Raw genomic sequence first — 14,847 nt, forward strand, 5'->3', positions numbered from 1 at the left:
CTTGGTGGGCGACAGCCGACGGCGAGGGGACGTGGCGATACAGACGCGATCGCGTGCCGGCATGACCAGGCGTTTGGGGTTGGGTGAGTGCCCGTACCAGCGCAGCCGGCGCGATCGAGGGACTACTGGCCAGGAACCGACACCGGCAGCGGACGCAATGGCACCGGCGTCGACACCACAATCGACGTGGTCGTCTGCCCGAAGAGCAGGAACTTGTCGAGGGTGTCCTCCAGGCCCTCGATCGACGGGGCGTGGATTTTGAGGTGGAAGCAGTCTTCCCCGGTGATCCGGTAGCACTCGACGACCTGCGGGGTGCTGCGGGCGGCCTCGGTGACGTTCGGCAGCTGGCCCGGCCCCGGGCGGATGCGGACGAGAGCGGTCACCGGCATGCCGAGCGCGGCCGGGTCCACGTTCATCCGGTAACCGGTGATGACGCCGAGCCGCTCCAGGCGCTGCACCCGTTCGGTGACCGCGGGCGCGGACATCCCGACGCGGCGGGCCAGCTCCGACATCGACAGGCGCGGATCGCCGTGGAGTTCGGAGAGGAGACGCACATTGACCGCGTCCAGCAGCCTGGCCCGCTCGCTGAAGGCATTCTGGCCGTTCGGCCTTATTTCTCCAGGCATCTGACGCCTCCCAGCTTCAAAGACCCATTCAACTTGGCTATTCAGCCCTGCAAGATACCCCGCATGGCCCGCATGACAGCGATTCCGGTCCCAGCACCGGCGTACTTCGGGGTCAGCGCGGTCTTCCACTACCTCGGCCCGGCGCTGGCCGTACTCCTGTTCCCCCACGTGGGCGTACTCGGCGTCGCCTGGCTCAGGATCGTCAGCGCGGCCGTCGTCTTCGCGGTGTGGCGCAGGCCGTGGCGGCTGACGAGGCAACTCACGCGGACGCAGGCCCGGGACCTGGTCGGGCTCGGCGCGGTTCTGGCCGCGATGAACACGGTGTTCTACCTGGCCGTGGCGCGACTCCCGCTGTCCACGGTGGGCGCGATCGAGTTCCTCGGGACGATCGTGCTGGCCGCCGTTGGCGCGCGGACGAGACGCAATGTGCTCGCGCTGTGCCTCGCCGTCAGCGGCGTGCTCATCCTCACCGACATCCGGCTCGCCAGGGAGCCGTTGGGGTTCGTCTTCGCGTTCGCGAACTGCGCGTTGTTCGTGCTGTACGTGGTCCTCGGTCACCGTATCGCCAACGCGGGCACCCGTCGGCAGCCGGGCGGGATCGACCGGCTCGGCGGCGCCATGCTGATCGCGGCGGCCGTCGCGACACCCGCGGGGATCGGCCAGGCCTGGACGGCGTTCACCCATCCCGCCTGGCTCCTGGCCGGTGTCGGCGTGGGCGTATGTTCCTCGGTCGTCCCCTACGTGGCCGACCAACTCACCATGGCCCGGCTGCGCCGGTCCACGTTCGCACTCATGCTCGCCATCCTGCCGGCGACCGCCACCATCATCGGCCTGGTCGTGCTCGCCCAGCGTCCCACCGTCTCGGACCTGGTGGGCATCGCGCTGGTCGCCGCCGGAATAGCGTTCCACCAGCAAGCAGCCCCACCAGGGCAGCAGTAAGCAAGATCGGGAGAAGCAACGACATGAAGTACACCAGGCTGGGCTCGACAGGGCTGAAGATCTCGCGGGTCTGTCTCGGCATGATGAGCTACGGCGATCCCGCCCAGTGGGCGTGGTTCCTGGACGAGGAGGCGGCCGAGCCCATCGTCCGGCGGGCGGCGGAGGCAGGGGTGACGTTCTTCGACACCGCGGACATGTACTCGCGCGGCGTGAGCGAGGAGATCACCGGGCGGCTGCTCGACAAGCTCTTCCGCAACCGTGACGACTACGTGCTCGCCACGAAGGTCTACTTCCCGATGGGCTCCGGACCCAACGACGGCGGCCTGTCGCGCAAGCACATCCTGTCCGGCATCGATGCCTCGCTGCGCCGGCTGGGGACCGACCATGTGGATCTGTACCAGATCCACCGGTGGGACTATGAGACGCCGATCGAGGAGACCATGGAGGCGCTGCACGACGTGGTGCGCTCCGGCAAGGTGCGCTACATCGGCGCGTCCTCCATGTTCGCCTGGCAGTTCGCCAAGGCACAGCACGTCGCGGAGACGCACGGCTGGACGAAGTTCGTGTCGATGCAGAACCACTACAACCTCGCCTACCGCGAGGAGGAGCGCGAGATGATCCCGCTCTGCCTCGACCAGGGAGTGGGCTGCATCCCGTGGAGCCCGCTGGCGCGCGGGCTGCTCGCCGGTTCGCGCGAACGCGGCGGCAAGCAGCTCACCGTCCGCGCGGGCAGCGACCAGCGCGCCGAGGAAATGTACGGGGACGCCGACTTCGACGTGGTCGACGCGGTGCGCGAGGTCGCCGGTGAGCGGGGGCTGCCACCCGCGCGGATAGCCCTGGCGTGGCTGCTCGGCAAGTCTGCGATCAGCGCACCGATCGTGGGTGCGACCAAGCTGAACCACCTGGACGACGCGGTCGCGGCGGTGGAGGTGTCCCTGAGCGAGGAAGAGATCGCCCGCCTGGAGGCCCCGTACCGGCCCCACCGGGTCCTCGGGCACTCCTGAAGTGACCGCCGTCAGCGTGAGTCACCCGTCGACGGGGCGCCAGACGGGGCCGTCTCCGCCGGGGCGGACCTGGCCGAACACCACGTCGGCGAAGTGGATGCCGAAGCCGATGGTGTCGGGCTCCTGGAGCTCGGCGACGAGTCGGCGGCGGAAGTCGGTGGACTGGGTGGAGTCGTGGTCGACGACCGAGGACCATTCCGGGTGGCCGACCTGGATCGGCGAGTGCAGGGCGTCGCCGAAGGCGATCAGCCGCTTTCCGCCCGCGGTGATGACGTAGGCGGCGTGGCCGGGCGTATGGCCGGGGATGAACCGGACGCGCACGCCGGGGAAGATCTCCTGGCCGTCCGAGGTGGTCCTGACATACGGCTCCAGCGCGGCAAGTGTCTCCTTGCCGGTGCCGTGGGCCTCGAGGAGGTGGCGCTGGGTCCATTCGGGCTCGGCCACCAGATAGTCGGCGTGGGCGAAGGCGGGGCGATCGCCGCCCGGGGCGGGGTGCCAGGCCCAGCCGAGGTGGTCGGTGTGCAGGTGGGTGAAGGCCAGCGCTTCGATGTCCTCGGGGCGGCGGCCGAGTTCGGCCAGGTTGTCCAGGAGCGCGCCGCCCTGGATGGCGCCGATCGGGCTGCCGGGCTCGGCCGGAAACGACTGCGGCCCGAAGCCGGCGTCGATCAGCAGCGCCCGGCCGCCGGTCTCCACCAGGAGGCCGCCGATGCCCGCCGCGAGATGGCCGGAGCCGTCCAGGTACTCGGGGTGGGCGGTCCACACCGCGTCGGTGGTGTCCGGGAGCCAGCCGCGCGGCGTGAGTTGCACCGCCCCGTCCGGTACGTACGTCACCTTGGTCTCCCCGAGCCGCAGTGACCGGATGATCGACGGCCGGTGCAGCCGCTCGTTCTCGCTCATGGTTGTTCGTTCCTCCCCGATGGCGATGTGGGTCATGACCGCAACCATAAGCATCAAGTTAGAACTATTCAAGCTTGTAATATCCAGGCTTTAGGTACTTGCTAGGATGGGCCGCATGACGAACCCGGAAGCACAGGCCATCGCGGAACGGCAGCTGTGCGGCCTCGTGAACGGGATGGCCGACCGGATCGCGGACCATCTACGTCGGCGCGCGGCCACGCTGGGGCTCACCGCGCCCCAGGCGACCGCGCTGCGCGAGCTGAGCGGGCCGATGACGATGAAAGAGCTCGCAGAACGCATGAGCTGCGAGCCCTCCAACGCCACCTTCGTCGTCGACAAGCTCGAGAAGCAGAGCCTGATCGAACGCCGCCCGCACCCGACCGACCGGCGCGCCAAGCAACTGGTGCTCACCCCGGAGGGCACCGCGCTCCGGGAGCGGCTCCTTGAACTTCTCGGTGGGGACTCCCCCCTCGGGGGTCTCACCCAAGAGGAGCAGCGCACCCTGCACCAACTGCTCGAGCGGGCCATCGCACAACCCGTCACGCAACCCGTCACACAGCACTGAGCCGGCCGGCCCTCGGCGGGCCGACCGGCTCAGTGGTTCTGGCTCAGCGGTTCGGGTCAGTGCGTTCGGGTCACTTCACCGCGCCCGCCATCACCCCGGCGACGAACTGCCGCTGGAAGGCGAAGAAGACGGCCAGTGGGATCACCATCGAGATGAAGGCGCCCGGGCCCAGGATGTCGATGTTGTTGCCGAACTGCCGCACCTGCTGCTGCAACGCCACCGTGATGGGCGGGTTGCCGCTGTCCGCGAAGATCAGCGCGATCAGCATGTCATTCCATACCCACAGGAACTGGAAGATGCCGAGCGAGGCGATGGCCGGCCCGCCCAGCGGCATGACGACCCGTACGAACAGCCGCAGCTCGCCCGCCCCGTCCAGCCGCGCCGCCTCCAGCAGCTCGCGCGGGATCTCCGCGAAGAAGTTCCGCAGCAGGAAGATCGCGAAGGGCAGGCCGAAGGCGGTGTGGAAGAGCACCACGCCCGTCGTCGTCTGGAAGACGCCGATCTCGCCGAAGAGCTTGGCGACCGGGATCAGCGCGACCTGCACGGGGACGACGAGGAGGCCGACGACGATCAGGAACCACCAGTCGCGGCCGGGGAAGTCCATCCACGCGAAGGCGTAGCCCGCCAGCGCGCCGAGCACCACCACCAGGACCGTGGCCGGGACGGTGATCGCGAGGGTGGTCCACAGCGAGTCGGTGATCTGCTGGTTGGACAGCAGATCGTCGTACGCGCTGAAGCTGAGCTGCCCCGGATCGGTGAAGACCTTCCACCAGCCCGAGACGGCCACCTCGGAGGGGTCGCGCAGCGAGGAGAGCAGCAGGCCGAGCGTGGGCATCAGCCAGAACAGCCCGATCAGGATGAGGAAGACCCGCATCACCCCGCCGCCGGCCCGGGCCGCGATCCGCGCGGCAAGCGACTGCTTGGCTCGTACGACCGTGTCCGCGCTGGTCATCGGCGGCTCTCCCTTCGGATCCGGCGGATGTTGAAGAACATGATGGGCAACACGAACACCAGCAGGAACACGGCGATCGCGCTGCCGAGACCCTGGTTGACGTCGGTCCCGAAGGAGGACTGATACAGCTGGAGGGCGAGCACATTGGCCTCGTCCTGGCTGGGCCCCGACGCGATGATGTACACCAGGTCGAAGATCTTCAGGACGTTGATCATGAGGGTGACGACGACCACCGACAGCACCGGCGCCAGCAGCGGCACCGTCACCCGCCGGAAGACCTGCCACTCATTGGCGCCGTCCATCCGCGCCGCCTCCAGCAGCTCGCGCGGCACACCCGCGAGCCCCGCCGCGATCAGCACCATCGCGAACCCGGCCCATATCCATACATAGGAGCCGATGATGGCCGGGGTGACCAGCGACGGGCCGAGCCAGTCAACCCCGTTGTACGGCTGGCCGAAGTTCCAGGCGGGCAGCCGCAGCTCGGCGCCGTCCGCCTTGGCCGGGAGGGTGTACGTACCGTCGGCGCGGGACGTGGTCGTCGCGACGACCTTGCCGTCCTTGACCGCCTCGATCTTGACGTCGGCGAGCGCCTTCTCGCCCTTGTCGAGCACATTGTGCTTGCCGCGGTCGCCCTTGGTGAAGTCGAACCAGACCGTGCCGGTGACCTTCCCCGCCTCCGGCTTCGCGGCCTTGGCGTCCTGCGCGCCGCTCACGTCGTCGCGCTTGGCGGCGACCAGCGGCAACGAGACGGGGCTGTCTGCCTTCGCCGTCGCCTCGGTGGTGAACGACCCGTTCGAGGACTCGGTCATCCCGGCTCCGGGCCGTGGATGGGCGCCGGGGAAGGGTGGCGACTCGTTGAAGGTGTCGTGCACGCTCACCCAGACGGCGTTGGCCACACCCCGGTCCGGGTCGGCCTCGTACACCAGCCGGAAGATGATGCCCGCCGCCAGCATCGAGATCGCCATCGGCATGAAGACGACCAGTTTGAAGGCCGTGCCCCAGCGCACGCGCTCGGTGAGCACGGCGAAGATCAGGCCGAGGGCGGTGGCCACGGAGGGGGCGACGATGACCCAGATGATGTTGTTCTTGATCGCCGTCAGGGTCGCGTCGTCGCTGAACATCTCCTGGTAGTTGTCCAGCCCGACGAATCCGTCGCCCGACGCGTCGAAGAGACTGCGGTAGACGGAGAAGCCGATCGGGTAGACGACGAGCGCGCCGAGCAGCACCAGCGCGGGCAGCAGGAAGATCCCCGCCACCCACAGGCGGGTGCCCGTGATGCTTTTCTTCTTCTTGTTCTTTTCCTGCGCAGGCGTTACGCGGCCCGGTGCTGCCGCGCCGCCCGCTGTCGCGGTCGACATGATGTGGATCTCCCGGTCGCGTCGTCAGTTCCCGTACGCCTTGGCGGCATCGCGTTCCAGTTGGCGCTGAGTGCCCTCGACGTCCTTGGGGTTCTTCAGGAAGTCCTGGAGCGCTTTCCACTCGCCCTGGGCCGGCTTGCCGCCGAACGAGGCCGGGGCCTGGTCGGACATGTCGAAGCGGAAGTTGTCGCCCGCGCCTATCACGGCCTTGGCGATCTTGCGCAGCGGCTCGTTGGGGTAGACGCTCAGGTCGAGCTTCTTGTTCGCCGAGATGAAGCCGCCCGCCTGGGCCCAGATGTGGGCGGCGTCGGGCGAGGCCAGGAAGGTCAGCAGCGCCTGCGAGGCCTCACTGTCCTTCAGCGCCACGGCCACATCGCCGCCGGTGACCACCGGGGCGGTGTCGCCCACGGCCGGGAACGGGAAGACCTTCGCCTCCGAGCCCAGCTTCGCGCCCGCGTCGGAGACGTTGGCCGCGGCGAAGTCCCCCTCGAAGACCATCGCGGCGTCCGGCTCGGCGGCGTTCGAGAAAGCCTTGACGACCGAGTCCGGGAACGCCGTCTGCAGCGCCCCCGACCTGCCCCCCGCGAGCAGCCCCTTGGCGCCCCACAGCTCGGCCAGCGTGGTGAGCGCCTGCTTCACCGAGGGATCGGTCCACTTGATCTTGTGCTGGGCCAGCAGATCGTACTTCTCCGGCCCCGCCTGGGAGAGATAGACGTTCTCGAACCAGTCGGTGAGCGTCCAGCCGTCCGCGCCGCCGACCGAGACCGGGTCGGTCCCGGAGTCGGAGATCAGCTGCGCCTGGGCGAGGAAGTCCTTCCAGGTCTTCGCCTCCTTGGCGCCCGCGTACTCGAACGCGGAGGTGTTGTACCAGATCAGCGACTTGTTGCTGACCTTGAAGTAGACGCCGTACTGCTTGCCCTTGTACGAGCTGAGCTCCTGCCAGCCCTTCGAGAAGTTCTTGCTCAGCTGCGCCTTGGTGGCGGCGTTGACCGGTTTGGCCCAGCCCTTCTGCGCGAACTCGCGCAACACGCCGACCTGACCGACCAGCGCCACGTCGGGCGGCTGGCCGCCCGCCATCTTCGAGCCGACGAAGCCCGCCATGTCGTCGCCGCTCGGCACGAATGACACCTTGGCGCCGGTGCGCTTCTCGAATTCGTTGAGCACCTTGGTGAAGTTCTTCTGCTCGGTGCCCGTCCACACGGCCGTGACCTCGAGCTGCTTGCCCTTGAGGTTGGGCAGCTTGACGGTCACGGGTGGCGGGCTGCCGCTGTCGGCCTCCCCGTTGTCGGTGCCGCAGCCCGCGACGGTGAGCATGAGCGCCCCCGCCGAACAGAGGGCCAGCGCGGCTCGCGCCGAACGCTTCGTGCGTTTCGTGCGCTTCCTGCGAAGCGGTGTGAGCATCCCCGTTGTCCTCCCAAATCGGCCGTCCCCCGCCGCGGCCGTGTCCCGTGCCGACAGTCCTACGCCCGGTCACGGTCCGTCGCAATACCGTTTTCTGCGGTAACTCTCTGATTGTGACCGGGCCGTGATGAACAGTCAGGAAGGAACGGGGCAGGGCGGTCAGACAGGAGGATGGGACGATCGACTCCGAAAGTCGGACGGGTCGGATGGGGGAGGGGCGTTCTGGCCGGGCTTGGACGGTGAGGTTTGGACGGTGAAACTGGACCCCTGCGGTTTGGACCGTAGCGGGTCAGATCAGCGCGGGCGCGGTCGGCGCGCCCGCCGACTGCGCCGCGCGCTGAAGCGCGCTGGCGAGCAGGGCCAGGTCCGTGGGCCCGTTGCCCAGTTCCCGCACCGGGCGCCGGGCGGGCGGGTCGCCCATCCGCTCCCAGTCGACCGCCACGACGGTGGGACGCTGCGTCGCCGTACGCGGTATCCGCCCGGTCACCCGGCCCGCCTGGAACGGCGTGGAGGGGCTGGACGCGCCCTCGCACCGCCGGTACAGCTGCCCGCGGCCGGGGGCGGGCGCGGGGTGGGCGGCGGCCTCCGCCGCCCCGGAGCCGCCGCCTGATTCCGCGGGGCCGGTGGGCGCCGCAAGCGACTGGGGGTGGGCCTCCAGCGTGATCCACAGACCGGCGTGCTCGGCCGCCGCCGTGCCCGCCGTACGGTCCGGGCGGCCGGACGCCGCGACCAGGTGCACCCCGAGGCGCGCGCCGTCGCGGGCGACCGCCTCCAGCGCCCGCACGACCGAACCGGCCGCAGGCCGGCCGGTGCTGCCCAGGGAGGGGGCGACCAGCGCGTCGAAGTCGTCGACGAGAACGACGAGCCGGGGCAGCGAGGCCGCTGCCGCCGCCTGCGCGTCCTCCCTGCCGGGCTGAGTGCGCAGCCGCAGGGTGCCGCTGGAGGCGGAGTCGAGGTCACCGGCCCGCCGCGGCGCGACCACCCGCGCGCCGCCGCTGTCGCCGCCCGCGCTCACGCCCCCGGCCGAGCCTCCCGCCGGGCCGCCGCCCAGGTGCCGCGCCGGTGCGCTGCCGGGGCCGCCGCTGCTGCCCGGGTGCCCGCCGCCGGCGCCGCGGGCCGTGCCGCCGGTGTGTCGGGCCGCGGTGGTGTCGGCGCTCGCGTCCGCGGGGCCGCCCAGTCGTCCGCTGGCGCTCCGCGCCGAGGTGTCGCCGGCGCCGCTGCCCGGGTGCCCGCCGCCGGCGCCGCGGGCCGTGCCGCCGGTGTGTCGGGCCGCGGTGGTGTCGGCGCCCGCGTCCGCGGCGCCGCCCAGCCGTCCGCTGGTGCTCCGCGCCGAGGTGTCGCCGGCGCCGCTGCCCGGGTGCCCGCCGGCGCCGCGGGCCGTGCCGCCGGTGTGTCGGGCCGCGGTGGTGTCGGCGCTCGCGTCCGTGGCGCCGCCCATTCGTCCGCTGGCGCTCCGCGCCGAGGTGTCGCCGCCGGTGCCCGCGTGCCCGCTGACGCCGCTCGTGCCGCCGCCCACGCTCCGGTCCGGGGCGTCAGGGTGTCGGGCCGGGCCGCCGTCGGCCCCCGCGTACGCGCCGGCGCCCGTGCTCCGGGCCTGGGTGTCGGGACGTCGGGCCGTACCGCTGTCGGCGGCGGAGCCCGCGGCGCCACCCGAGCGCGTGCCCTCGGTCAGGTGCCCGCCGACGCCGCTCGCGCTCCGCGCCGAGGCGGCGCTCACGCCCGCGCTCCCCGCGCCGCCGCCCGCGTGCCAGGTGAGGAAGTCCTCGTCGCCCAGCAGCTCGGCGCGGTGCTTGAGCTCCGAGCTGAGCGCTTGGGCGAACTCCCGCATCCGTACCGGGTCGGAGGCCGCCAGATACGTCGAGACCTGCGGCAGGTCCGTGCACACCCGCAGCCCCTCGCCGCGCTCCGCGCCGCCGCCGTCGACGAGCACGAGTCCGAGGCGGTCCGGGCGCTCGGCGGCCGCGAGCGAGGCGGCGAGCGACCGCATCAGCTCTGTCTTGCCGGTGCCGGGCCCACCGCCGATCAGCAGATGCGGGCCGTCGGCCACCAGGTCGACGGCGAGCGGGCCGCGCGGGCCCGCGCCCAGCACGGCCAGGGCCCGGCCGCCGGCCGGGACCTCGTCCGCGGCGGCCGCCCAGCGGGCCAGCAGCGAGGCGGGCGTGGCCCGCGCCAGCCCCAGTTCGTCCAGCAGCCGCGACGCCCGCGGCAGCGGGGCGGCCGCCGGACGGCCGGAGCCGGGGCCGCCGCCCTCCAGGGCGGAGTCGGCCGGGCGCAGGGGCGCCAGGGCCCGCGCGAACCGCTCGGCCCACGCCGCCGACACCGCGTCCACGGTCGCCGCCGCGCCCGCCGCCCCGTCGTGGCCGCCGCGGCGCACGACCTGAAGCCCCGTCGCCACATCGCCGCTGAGCAGCGCCGCCATCCCGCACGCGGCGAACACCGGAGACGCGGAACGGGCGGCCCCATAGCTCGCCGACAGCGGAGACGCAGGGGACGCGGCGGGCGCCTCCACCAGGGACAGGAGGTGGATCCCGGCCGCCGGACCGCCCAGCGCCAGGGCCGCGAGCGTTTCGCGCAGGGCCGCGGGGCCGGGGTCGCCGTCCACGATCACCAGGGTGTACGGGCCGGAGTGCCGGGCCGCGGCGGCGGCCACGGCCGCCGGGGACGCGGTCGCCCAGCCCGGGCCGGGCCGCCCGTCCTCCAGCCTCCGCACCAGCTCGTTCGTACGGGCCGTGGCCTGCTCCGGGTCGTAGGCCAGAAGCAGTCGGCAGTCCTGCCCGCGCAGCGGCTGAAGGTGCGGCAGCCAGCCGAGCCACGACCACTCCGCGAGCCGCTCGGCGATGGCGCGCCGGTGGTCCGTGCTCACCAGGATGATCTCCAGCGCGGCGGGCGAGTGCAGGGCCGCCAGCTGCGCCACGACGGAGCGGGCGAGCCCGGCCAGGCGGGCGCGCGGGCCCGCCAGGCCCAGCGAGCCGGCCTCCCGCACATCGACGGTCACGGGTGCGGCGGGCAGCAGCCCGCCGCCCGCGGTGGGCCGGTCGGCCGACCCCAACCGCACGCTCAGCGCGTCCGGGTGCCCCGGGCCGCGCTCCCACAGGCGCGGGCCCGGACCGAGCGCCGTCATCAGGACGGCGGCCGGGTCCGGCCACCGCAGGTGCAGCGCGGCGGCCTCGGCGGCCGCCTGCCCCGCGGCGTCCCTGCCCGGCCCCTCGCCGCACGCCTCGTCCCGCTCGCCGGCGGCGAGCCCCGAGGCGAGCCGCCGCGCCCAGGCCCCTATGCCGCCCCGCCGCCGCACCTGCGCCCCGGCGACGTCATAGCCGCCCGGCCGTCCGCCACGTGCTCCGGCGCCCCGGTCGTCCTGCGCGGCGCCGCCCGGGTGGGTACGGGGCAGGCCCGTGTGCGAACGGCCTGCGTCGCTGCCTGTGGTCTGTCCGCCGGACGTTCCCCCGCCAGAGGTTCCCCCGCCCGGCCGCGCCGGATCGTCGGCCCGGTCGTGCCCCGGAGCGGACTCCGCCCACGCCGCGCCTCCGCCGGTGGCGGCCCACGGCCCCTGGCTCATCCCGGCGGCGCCGAAGTGCGTCGGGCTCTCGTCCGTCCCCGGCAGGGCGCGGTCGTCGGCGCGCCACCCGCCGTCGCCGCGCTGACCGGCGCGGCCTTGGCCGCCCGGGTCGGCGCTGGCATACGGCTCGCCGTGTGTCGGCGTCGTGCCCCGGCCTCCGGGCGCGGCTGGACCGCCGCCGGGCCGGCCGGGCGGGTTGCCGCCCGGCGCGGGATGGCCGTGTGCGGCGGCTCCGCCCACGGACGCCTGCCGGCCTCGGCCGCCGTGTCCTCGGTCGCCCTGGCCATGCGCAGGCCCGCCCGCGCCCCCGCCCGTCGCCGGGTGGCCCGGCATGCCGCCGTATGCGGCCGCTCCGCCCGGGGACGGCTGCCGGCCGGCGGGGAGCCAGTCGCCCTGGCCCCTTGTGGTGGCGGCCGGGGCGGGGCCGGAGGCGGGGGGTTGGGGGGTGACCTGTAGGTGGCCCTCGCCGTCCGGGTGGGCCGGGAGCCGCTCGGGCGGGGCGGGGGAGGGGGACGGGGTGCGCAGGCGCAGGGCGGATTCGCCGATGCGCAGGAGGGCGCCCGGAGGCAGGGGGACGGCGCGGGGGCCGACGGGCGCGCCGTCGACCTCCGTGCCGTTCGTCGAGCCGAGGTCGGTGATGGTGACCCGGCCGTCGTCGGCGACCGTCACCGCGCAGTGCAGGCGGGACACGTCGGGGTCGTCGAGGGGGACGTCCGCGTCGGCGGAGCGGCCGATGCGGACCTGGCCGCCGTGCAGCAGGTGGACGCCGCCCGCGTCGGGCCCCGCCACCACGTCGAGCCGGACGGCCGCGTCCGGCGCGGCGGCCTCCGGCAGGCCCGGGTAGCCGGGGTAGCGGTCGGGGTCGGCCGGGGCGTTCAGCGCGAGGATCGCGCCGTCCACCAGGGGCGGCTCGCCGAGCGCGCAGCGCTGCGCGTCGAGCCGCTCGGCCCCCGCGTACAGCACGGCGGCGCCGCTGCCGCCCGTGTCGCAGCCGGCGGCGGCGAGGGCCGTGGCCAGGCCGCCGGTCACCGAAGCGAGGGCGGTGCCGGCCGGGGCGGTCACCAGCACGTCCACGGCGCAGGGTCCGGTGTGAGCGTGGCCGGGCGCGGGCTGGCCCGGACGGCCCGGGTGGGCGCTGCGCGGCCCGAGGACGGTCAGCCGAATCTGCATAGCCGTCAACGGTCCCTTCTGTCCGGGGGGCCGGGCAGGGGCGCCGTTTCCCCCACCGCCCCCAGGCGCGTCGGCACGTACAAGCTCCGTACGGGCGCACGGGCACGGGCGTACGGGCACGGCGCGCGCGGGTCCCCCCGGCTCCCCACCGCATCCGTGCTGCGTGCATCCTCGCACCTGCCGCTGACATTCCGCCCGCCGACCGTCGCTTCATGATCTTGATTGGTCGACTGACTGGCCGAAACTGGTTGATTGTGACCGGGTCGGGTGTTCGTCGGGTGTCCTTTGTGGCGTCGGGTGGAGTGGATCCGTCCGTCCCTTGGCAACCATCTGTCCGGATGGTGCGTCTTCCCGCAAGCCACAGACGCCGCGGCTCATCCGCGGCTCGTACGGAGATCAGTACGGCATGTCGTACGGCCCCACTACAGTGGGGCCGACGCAGGCGATGCCGGCGACGCGAACCAGCCGTCGGCGGAAGCAGACACCGTAGAAAACAAGGACCACGACCAGGGAGCGCATGACGTGCGGCCGGTAGGCAGCAAGTACCTGCTCGAGGAGCCGCTCGGACGCGGAGCCACGGGCACCGTCTGGCGAGCCCGCCAGCGGGAGGCGGCGGGCGCTGAGGCCGCCGTGGCCGGGCAGGCCGGCGAGACCGTCGCGATCAAGGTCCTCAAGGAGGAGCTCGCGAACGACGCGGAGATCGTGATGCGCTTCCTGCGCGAGCGCTCCGTGCTGCTCCGGCTCACCCACCCCAACATCGTCCGCACCCGCGACCTGGTCGTCGAGGGCGATCTGCTCGCCCTGGTCATGGACCTGATCGACGGCCCGGACCTGCACAACTACCTGCGCCGCAACGGCCCGTTCACGCCCGTGGCCGCAGCCCTGCTGATGGCCCAGATCGCCGACGCGCTCGCCGCCAGCCACGCGGACGGCATCGTGCACCGCGACCTCAAACCCGCCAACGTGCTGCTGGCCGGCACGGGCGAGGGCGAGGAGATGCACCCGATGCTGACCGACTTCGGCATCGCGCGCCTCGCGGACTCGCCCGGTCTCACCCGCACCCATGAGTTCGTCGGCACGCCCGCCTATGTGGCGCCCGAGTCGGCCGAGGGCCGCCCGCAGACCTCCGCGGTGGACATGTACGGCGCCGGGATCATGCTGTACGAGCTGGTCACCGGCCGACCGCCGTTCGCGGGCAACACCGCGCTCGAGGTGCTGCACCGGCACCTGAGCGAGGAGCCGCGCCGCCCCACCACCGTGCCCGAGCCGATGTGGACGGTCATAGAGCGCTGTCTGCGCAAGAGCCCGGAGGAGCGGCCCAGCGCCGAGAACCTGGCCCGCGCGCTGCGCGTGGTCGCCGCGGGCGTCGGGGTGCACGCCACGCCCGCGCAGGCCGAGGCCGCGCTCGGCGTCGGCGCGCTGCTCGCCCCGGACCCGGCGCCCGCCCCGGTGCCGGGCGCCGACCCGGCAGGCGCCGCCGACCCGACCCAGGTGCTCCCCTCCAACGCCGCGGGCGGCCCCGGCGCCGCGTACGACCCCGCCGCGGCCACCAGCGTGCTGCCCCAGACCGGCGGCCCCGGCGGCGGCCCGAACGCCGACCCCACCCAGGTGCTGCCCGCGGGCTCCGGCCCGGCCGCCGGCGCCGACCCGACCCGTGCGATGCCGCCCGTGCCGCCCGGCGGCCAGGGCCCGGGGCAGGACGACCCGCACCCCTGGCAGAACCAGCTGCGCGCGGCGCGGGACCGCAACGAGCAGACGCAGGTCCAGTACCTCGACCCGAGCCAGGACCCGCTGCGCCGCCGCCCGCAGCGCCGCCCCGCCCCGCAGCAGCCGCAGCAGTACCAGCAGCCCCAGCAGTACCAGCCTCAGCAGCCGCAGCAACCCCAGCAGCCGCCGCGCCGGCAGCAGAGGCGCCAGCAGCAGCCGCCGCCCCCGTACGCCCAGCAGCAGCCCCAGAACTACGCCCCGGCGCCGCACCACCCCCAGCAGCCGCAGCCCCAGCACTACGCGCCGCCGCCCCAGCAGCCGCAGCAGCCCGAGCCGCGCCAGCCCCGGCAGCGCAGCTCCAGCCCGATGAAGATCCCCGGCATGGGGTGCCTCAAGGGCTGTCTGTTCGTGATCGTGATCCTGATCGTGGGTTCCTGGCTGATCTGGGAGCTGACCCCGCTCAAGGACTGGATCGCCGAGGGCAAGAGCTACTGGGACGCGGTCACCGACTGGATCACCGAGGTGAAGGACTGGATCTCCAAGCTCGGCGGCCCCAGCTGACCCAGCCGCTCGACGACGCGGGGCACCGCGCCCAAGAGCCCCGCCACTAAGGGGATTTGTCGACATCTGAAGGGTGTTTTCCGCGCAGAAGCGACAGTTGACGCTGTCCGT

Annotated in this window: 10 protein-coding genes; 4 read left to right on the forward strand and 6 right to left on the reverse strand. The window is 73.2% G+C overall.

Features of this window, described 5'->3' with window-relative positions; all coding sequences use genetic code 11:
* Nucleotides 1-122 precede the first annotated feature (122 nt).
* Nucleotides 123-626 (reverse strand): Lrp/AsnC family transcriptional regulator, encoded by a 504-nt coding sequence (locus ACWY4P_RS32525; protein ID WP_456204084.1) that lies wholly within the window; start codon nucleotides 624-626, stop codon nucleotides 123-125.
* A 63-nt stretch (nucleotides 627-689) separates the two neighbouring features.
* On the opposite strand from ACWY4P_RS32525, the gene ACWY4P_RS32530 reads away from it, so the two are divergent.
* Nucleotides 690-1,565, forward strand: a complete 876-nt coding sequence (locus ACWY4P_RS32530) for an EamA family transporter (RefSeq protein WP_456204086.1) — start codon at nucleotides 690-692, stop codon at nucleotides 1,563-1,565.
* A 23-nt stretch (nucleotides 1,566-1,588) separates the two neighbouring features.
* Nucleotides 1,589-2,569, forward strand: a complete 981-nt coding sequence (locus ACWY4P_RS32535) for an aldo/keto reductase (RefSeq protein ID WP_456204087.1) — start codon at nucleotides 1,589-1,591, stop codon at nucleotides 2,567-2,569.
* 21 nt (nucleotides 2,570-2,590) lie between these two features.
* Here the strand turns inward: ACWY4P_RS32535 and ACWY4P_RS32540 are convergent, their stop codons facing one another.
* Entirely contained in the window at nucleotides 2,591-3,502 is a 912-nt protein-coding gene (locus ACWY4P_RS32540; RefSeq protein WP_456204089.1) for an MBL fold metallo-hydrolase, read from the reverse strand.
* A 79-nt stretch (nucleotides 3,503-3,581) separates the two neighbouring features.
* Between ACWY4P_RS32540 and ACWY4P_RS32545 the strand changes: the two genes are divergently transcribed.
* Entirely contained in the window at nucleotides 3,582-4,031 is a 450-nt protein-coding gene (locus ACWY4P_RS32545; RefSeq protein WP_456204091.1) for a MarR family winged helix-turn-helix transcriptional regulator, read from the forward strand.
* Nucleotides 4,032-4,101: 70 nt separating this feature from the next.
* Here ACWY4P_RS32545 and ACWY4P_RS32550 read toward each other — a convergent pair whose 3' ends face one another.
* From ACWY4P_RS32550 to ACWY4P_RS32565, 4 genes are all read right to left on the reverse strand, one after another.
* A complete protein-coding gene (locus tag ACWY4P_RS32550; protein ID WP_456204093.1) occupies nucleotides 4,102-4,983 on the reverse strand; it encodes a carbohydrate ABC transporter permease in 882 nt (293 codons plus the stop codon).
* Complete coding sequence (locus tag ACWY4P_RS32555) at nucleotides 4,980-6,341, reverse strand: carbohydrate ABC transporter permease (protein ID WP_456204094.1); 1,362 nt, start codon at nucleotides 6,339-6,341, stop codon at nucleotides 4,980-4,982. The genes ACWY4P_RS32550 and ACWY4P_RS32555 overlap by 4 nt, the downstream gene beginning before the upstream one ends.
* Before the next feature lie 24 nt (nucleotides 6,342-6,365).
* Complete coding sequence (locus tag ACWY4P_RS32560; RefSeq protein WP_456204096.1) at nucleotides 6,366-7,742, reverse strand: ABC transporter substrate-binding protein; 1,377 nt, start codon at nucleotides 7,740-7,742, stop codon at nucleotides 6,366-6,368.
* A gap of 289 nt (nucleotides 7,743-8,031) precedes the next feature.
* Complete coding sequence (locus ACWY4P_RS32565) at nucleotides 8,032-12,468, reverse strand: FHA domain-containing protein (RefSeq protein ID WP_456204097.1); 4,437 nt, start codon at nucleotides 12,466-12,468, stop codon at nucleotides 8,032-8,034.
* A gap of 522 nt (nucleotides 12,469-12,990) precedes the next feature.
* Between ACWY4P_RS32565 and ACWY4P_RS32570 the strand changes: the two genes are divergently transcribed.
* Nucleotides 12,991-14,736: a serine/threonine-protein kinase gene (locus ACWY4P_RS32570; protein WP_456204099.1), complete on the forward strand. Its 1,746-nt coding sequence runs from the start codon at nucleotides 12,991-12,993 to the stop codon at nucleotides 14,734-14,736.
* The last annotated feature ends 111 nt before the right edge of the window (nucleotides 14,737-14,847 follow it).

The sequence above is a fragment of the Streptomyces sp. LZ34 genome (genome assembly GCF_053890475.1).

Excerpts from the sequence above, each read along its gene's own strand:
- ACWY4P_RS32525 (WP_456204084.1), bottom strand. The coding sequence starts at position 626 with ATGCCTGGAGAAATAAGGCCGAACGGCCAGAATGCCTTCAGCGAGCGG.
- ACWY4P_RS32530 (WP_456204086.1), top strand. The coding sequence starts at position 690 with ATGGCCCGCATGACAGCGATTCCGGTCCCAGCACCGGCGTACTTCGGG.
- ACWY4P_RS32535 (WP_456204087.1), top strand. The coding sequence starts at position 1,589 with ATGAAGTACACCAGGCTGGGCTCGACAGGGCTGAAGATCTCGCGGGTC.
- ACWY4P_RS32540 (WP_456204089.1), bottom strand. The coding sequence starts at position 3,502 with ATGACCCACATCGCCATCGGGGAGGAACGAACAACCATGAGCGAGAAC.
- ACWY4P_RS32545 (WP_456204091.1), top strand. The coding sequence starts at position 3,582 with ATGACGAACCCGGAAGCACAGGCCATCGCGGAACGGCAGCTGTGCGGC.
- ACWY4P_RS32550 (WP_456204093.1), bottom strand. The coding sequence starts at position 4,983 with ATGACCAGCGCGGACACGGTCGTACGAGCCAAGCAGTCGCTTGCCGCG.
- ACWY4P_RS32555 (WP_456204094.1), bottom strand. The coding sequence starts at position 6,341 with ATGTCGACCGCGACAGCGGGCGGCGCGGCAGCACCGGGCCGCGTAACG.
- ACWY4P_RS32560 (WP_456204096.1), bottom strand. The coding sequence starts at position 7,742 with ATGCTCACACCGCTTCGCAGGAAGCGCACGAAACGCACGAAGCGTTCG.
- ACWY4P_RS32565 (WP_456204097.1), bottom strand. The coding sequence starts at position 12,468 with ATGCAGATTCGGCTGACCGTCCTCGGGCCGCGCAGCGCCCACCCGGGC.